Raw genomic sequence first — 4,741 nt, forward strand, 5'->3', positions numbered from 1 at the left:
CCGGTCGGAGCGAGGCGAACGCCGCCTCGCCCCCTGACGCGTGCGCGTTGAAACCGAAAGCGTAGTGAAGGAGCGCGCCCATCGACAGGCCGGCGGTCACACGGAAGAGGCCGATCAACACCCAGCGCGTCCGCAACCGGGCGGTGATGCTTAGCTCAACGATCAGGTTGTGCGCGATGAGCATCACAACCGCGATCTGGGTGATCTGCTCCGGCGTGAAGTGCAGGCTCTGCATCGCGCCGATCGCCCCGTACAGGCTGCCGGAGAACGCCACGACCAGCGGGATCGCGGCGGACGGCGGCAAACCAACCCAGCGCATCAGCGGCGCCACGGCCTGCACGGCGGCATCCAAAAACGGCGTCTGCTTGAGCAGCGACACGGCGATATAGGCCGGGACCATCACCTTGAGAAGCGTGACGAACAGCCGCAGGCCCCGCATCAGGCCGCGACGGGTAATCACTATCGGAGACGCCGGAGTGGGTTCCATCGTGCCTTCAAGGTAGCAGGCTGGGGGTGGCTGGGGCCAAAGGCGCGCCCACCCGAGAGCGGCCAACGCATCACTCACACGCCAAACCGGGCGGCCCTTCGCGCTATGGGCCGCCCGGCTTCACGTGTCAGTGATGCCGCACGGAACTCGGCATCGTCGCTCTAGTCCGGCGGCGGGGAAAACGACGCGGCGCTCGGCATCCTCCCTTCGGTCTTGATGAAATGGTCGGCGATTCGGTGCTTCAAAGGGACATCGCCCTGTTTCCACATGTGCAACAAGCCTGCACGCGCGGTCGCCCTTACATAGGCTGGGCGCTTTGCATCACTGTTGAGCTTCTCCAGGATATCGGCCGCTTGCGGAGATCCCGTGCGCGTTAGCTCCTGGATTGCCATGCTCGTTTGAAACCCGAGTCCCTCATTTTGAAACAGCGCAAGCCACTCGCCGGCCACGATTTTCGGAGGCATCGTGAACAACGACTGGATGGCTGTGACCGCGTCCACCACATTCCTTCCTCTCACTGTGGCGGCGGAAATCAGGGACCGGGCGGTTTTGTGCAACCGTGCTACGTTCTCGGGCTTCACGACGAGAGTCAGCCTATTTGTGACGCGAACCACGCCCGTTGGCGCCGTGAAGGGAAGGTATCCCGGCCTGAGGGACACTACGGTGCCTGCTTCTGCCCCAATCAGGTACGGAATCTCGCTCTCAACCTGGAGTGTATATCGTCCCGGCCCGACAAACGACGAACGGCGAGATACCACCACGTGATCGTGAATGCTGGATCGATGGGTGACCGATCGCACCCGACTGGTGGAGATACCCCCAATGCGCAGCGGTTCAGGGGAACGGACCGCGACGGCCCGGCGCGCGGCGGACAGGGGCGCTATCGAAACGGATAGCCACGACTCCTGGTCCTTTCCCAGATCTACCGTTATCGGTGGGCTAACGGAATCGGTTATATCATAATCCAATACAACGGGTTCACCGAGCGTTATCGTGTTCGCTCTAAGCGCCATGCGCACCGAGACGGGCGCTGCCGTCGCCGACAATCCGCCGGCAATCGCCGCCGAGCCCACCGATACGAAGATAACGCTAAGTACGAACAACACACGAACTTGCGATGCAACCATTCGTTACCTCCTATGGTTCAGCAGGGAATATTCCCGTCACGCCTGTTTTGACTATCCGGTAGTTGTAAGAGACCGGCGGATTGGGATTGGACACCTCGACGTACCGATCGATGGGGTGCGGTTCGGGTACGGACCCGGGCATGACTTGATAGGTACCTGCCGCCATGCATACGCTGCAATTGTAAGCATAGCTTTGCGTAGCTTCGTACACTGGGTACTGGGCCGGATTTGGATGCTGCGGATCCATCGAAGGGGGCCAGTGGTGATCTTCAATCCAGAGAAGTGGCCCAGGATGATTGAGGTTTAGTACGTTTCCCGGCGCAAAGTTCACAAACGGGGGGTTTGGCGCCGGCCCAGGATACGTGACGACCTCGCCAACCATACAGGTATTGAGATCGGCCGCAACCAATGTCGGTGATTCCCAGACATAATAGAAGTAGAGCGTTTTCGCATTTTGCGGGTCCACTTCACCTATGGTCTGGTGGAAGTTTATTGGGTGCTGATGGTCACAGCAGTATACGATTATGTGGAACGAACGAGGCTGGTCATCTCTTGCGCCGCAGTCACCGGCAGGTATTGCGAGAGAGTCGTCTACATCGACGGTGATTGTGTATGATGCACGATGGAGAGGTGCGACCCAAGTGACTGTCTGGCCATGGTTATTTTGGTTCAGAAACGCCCCGCCTGTTGCCGACCACGTGTATGTGCAGGTGTCAGCGGTCGGTGTCGATGCGCCGCAGTTCTTTATGTCATTGTCCGTAGCGGGGGCGCAGGTAACGGCTATCTGAGTGTTGGGTGATACCCTTGTACCATCAGACGGAGAGGTTATCCCAGCGCAACTGATGGCATCACCGACGGACCAATTCGCTCCGACGGCCAGATCGAATCGTGGGGAAGTAGCGTCCGCATCATGGGAGCTGTCAGTAGCGGTGTCCTCAAAGTCGACCGTTACGTGGAACGTATCACAACTGTTGTATGCGTGGTGCCCCAAGGTATTGGAGACTCCGTCCCCGTAATGCCACATCTTGATGCCGATCTTGCCCGAAGCCTGTGTGCGACCATCACCACAGGTATCGAGGTCCTCCGGTATCGCAACATTAAACGTGATGTCTGTACCAACGCAGGCGGGTGCTGGTGACGCAGTGATCTGGCATCCGGCCGCACTGAACTGTGGTTGGGCGGTACACCCGCTGCCTCCGGGGGGCGCGGCCATGGCGGCGCGGGCGATCGCAGCCAGCAAGGCGGCGCATACTGCGGCGTTTCTCATTTGGCCCACCTCTTCATTTCGCGCTTGGCCGCATCAGACCAACTATCCGATATGTGCGTAATCGCGAGATCGTTCCATTCCTTCTTCGCCGCGTCTTTGTCTCCGGCTTCCATGTAGGCATGGCCGATCATATAGTGAATCCAGGCGTCCCATTCCGGCACTGGGCAGGGATATTTGGTCAACGCCTCTCGCCAAAGCAGGGCGGCCTTCGCGTGGTCGCCTTCCGTGTTGTACGACGATGCGATATCGCTTGCTATCTCTATGGCCAAATTGTCTTTGGGGTAGAGAGGCAATATCTCCGTCAGAATCTGACGGGCTTTCGGCATGTCGTGCAACCAATTCAGCGTTGTCCAGGCGACGCGGTACTTGGCAAGATAAACCTGATATGGGTCTTTGTTGGCATCAATGACGATTTGTGCCGCCGCGTTGGACGCCTTTGGGTCTTTCAGTCCGTCCAGCAAGACGTCCGCCTTCACCACCAGCGCCCTTGTCTGCAGATCGGGCCGATTAACCACCAAATTGTCTAGGTAGTCCAAGGCCTCTTTGTAACGATCGGCGTACCCCAGGTCCTCGACCACGCGGAAGGCGGCTTCCTCGAATTGTGGACTAGCCGGGTACTTTTTCACATACGACTGTCCGGCGGTGATGGCTTCGGTGTATTTGCCGGCCGAGTGCGCCGTGTAGGCTATTTGAAATAGGATGTCCTGAGCGTGCTCGGGATAGGACGCCTGAATGCTCTGGAACTGCTGGTATGCCGCAGTCCAATCGCCAGTCTGTTTGAAGTAGTCGCCGATCAGAAGGTCGGCGCGGGCCTTATCGGCCTGAGCCGATGACGCGCCGCGGCGCAGCTTCAATTGGTCAAGGAAGTACTTCTCCTTGGCCGCGTCACCCTTGGCGTGGTACCGCATCGTCAGTTTGTGAAGCACCTCCGGCCAGCGGTAACCGGGACTGGTGGACGAAAGCAGTTCGAAGGATGCGATGGCATCGTCATCCAGGCCAGAAGACTCCTGAACGATTCCCGACCAAAACAGGGCCTGCTGTTGGAGTTCGGCGGTGGGATGGGCGGCCAGAATGGCTTTGTACTTGATAAGGGCTTCGGTGGACTTTCCGGCTTTGAAGAGTTGGTAGGCGGCGCCAAGGTCGGCGGCTGTTGGTGCTGTTTGCGCCGGGCTGGGGCACGCGAACAGAAGGGGAAGGGTGAGGCCCGTGAACAGGCCCAAGTGAAAGCGCATGACTAACCTCCTCGCGAACAACAGTGCGCTTGGTGGCGTGTCTTAATGGTCACATCGCGCGAGGGAAGATATCGGCTCTGAATAGACTGTGCCCCCCCCCCCGCTTATTTGTCAAGGATTCGATATATAAGAGTAGCGTATATCATTCATCGGGGCGAATTCGAGGTCAATTCGTCGGGCCGTTCGGTACGTCTCCGAACCGTCCCAAGCGCATCACGGCTCCGCAACACGCATCACTACTATAATCGACGTACAAGACTAAGGAGTTCGTCCTTTGAAACCAGTGCGTAAAGCCGTTATCCCCGCCGCGGGCTTTGGAACCCGCTTTCTGAGCGAGCGGCCCTTCGCGCGAAAATTCTGGAACATGCTCACGTCAGCACATGCCCACGTCAGCACGCAGGCGGCCGCAACCCGGGGGACCAGCACCCAGAATACGGACGCGCCCAACGCTGCGAACAACAGCGTGTCCTCGATGAGGGCATGCGCCAGGCCGAGGAACACGCTCACCAGAAACGCCTGCCGTCCGTGGAAGTTGTCGTTCTCCGTGGCGTCGATAATCAGGCCCGCCCCGTAGGCGATGCCGAGGATCACGCCGGCCCAGAACGGGAGCACGCTCTCGCGCTCCAGA

4 protein-coding genes are annotated in these 4,741 nt (G+C 59.1%); all 4 read right to left on the bottom strand.

Annotation, left to right across the window (positions count from 1 at the left end):
* The coding region (locus VGM51_03705; protein ID HEY3412146.1) for a nucleoside recognition domain-containing protein at nucleotides 1–487 on the bottom strand (487 nt) is incomplete at its 3' end.
* A gap of 161 nt (nucleotides 488–648) precedes the next feature.
* Nucleotides 649–1,614 carry a hypothetical protein gene (locus tag VGM51_03710; GenBank protein ID HEY3412147.1) on the bottom strand — a complete coding sequence of 322 codons (966 nt, stop codon included), beginning with the start codon at nucleotides 1,612–1,614 and terminating at the stop codon, nucleotides 649–651.
* Between the two features lie 1,263 nt (nucleotides 1,615–2,877).
* Nucleotides 2,878–4,113, bottom strand: coding sequence for a tetratricopeptide repeat protein (locus tag VGM51_03715; protein ID HEY3412148.1), 1,236 nt, complete (start codon nucleotides 4,111–4,113; stop codon nucleotides 2,878–2,880).
* Between the two features lie 258 nt (nucleotides 4,114–4,371).
* Nucleotides 4,372–4,741, bottom strand: a 370-nt coding sequence (locus tag VGM51_03720; GenBank protein HEY3412149.1) for a hypothetical protein, incomplete at its 5' end; no start/stop codon positions are given.

This window comes from Armatimonadota bacterium (genome assembly GCA_036504095.1).
In the GTDB taxonomy this organism is placed as follows: Bacteria; Armatimonadota; DTGP01; order JAKQQT01; family JAKQQT01; genus DASXUL01.

Excerpts from the sequence above, each read along its gene's own strand:
- VGM51_03715 (HEY3412148.1), bottom strand. The coding sequence starts at position 4,113 with ATGCGCTTTCACTTGGGCCTGTTCACGGGCCTCACCCTTCCCCTTCTG.
- VGM51_03710 (HEY3412147.1), bottom strand. The coding sequence starts at position 1,614 with ATGGTTGCATCGCAAGTTCGTGTGTTGTTCGTACTTAGCGTTATCTTC.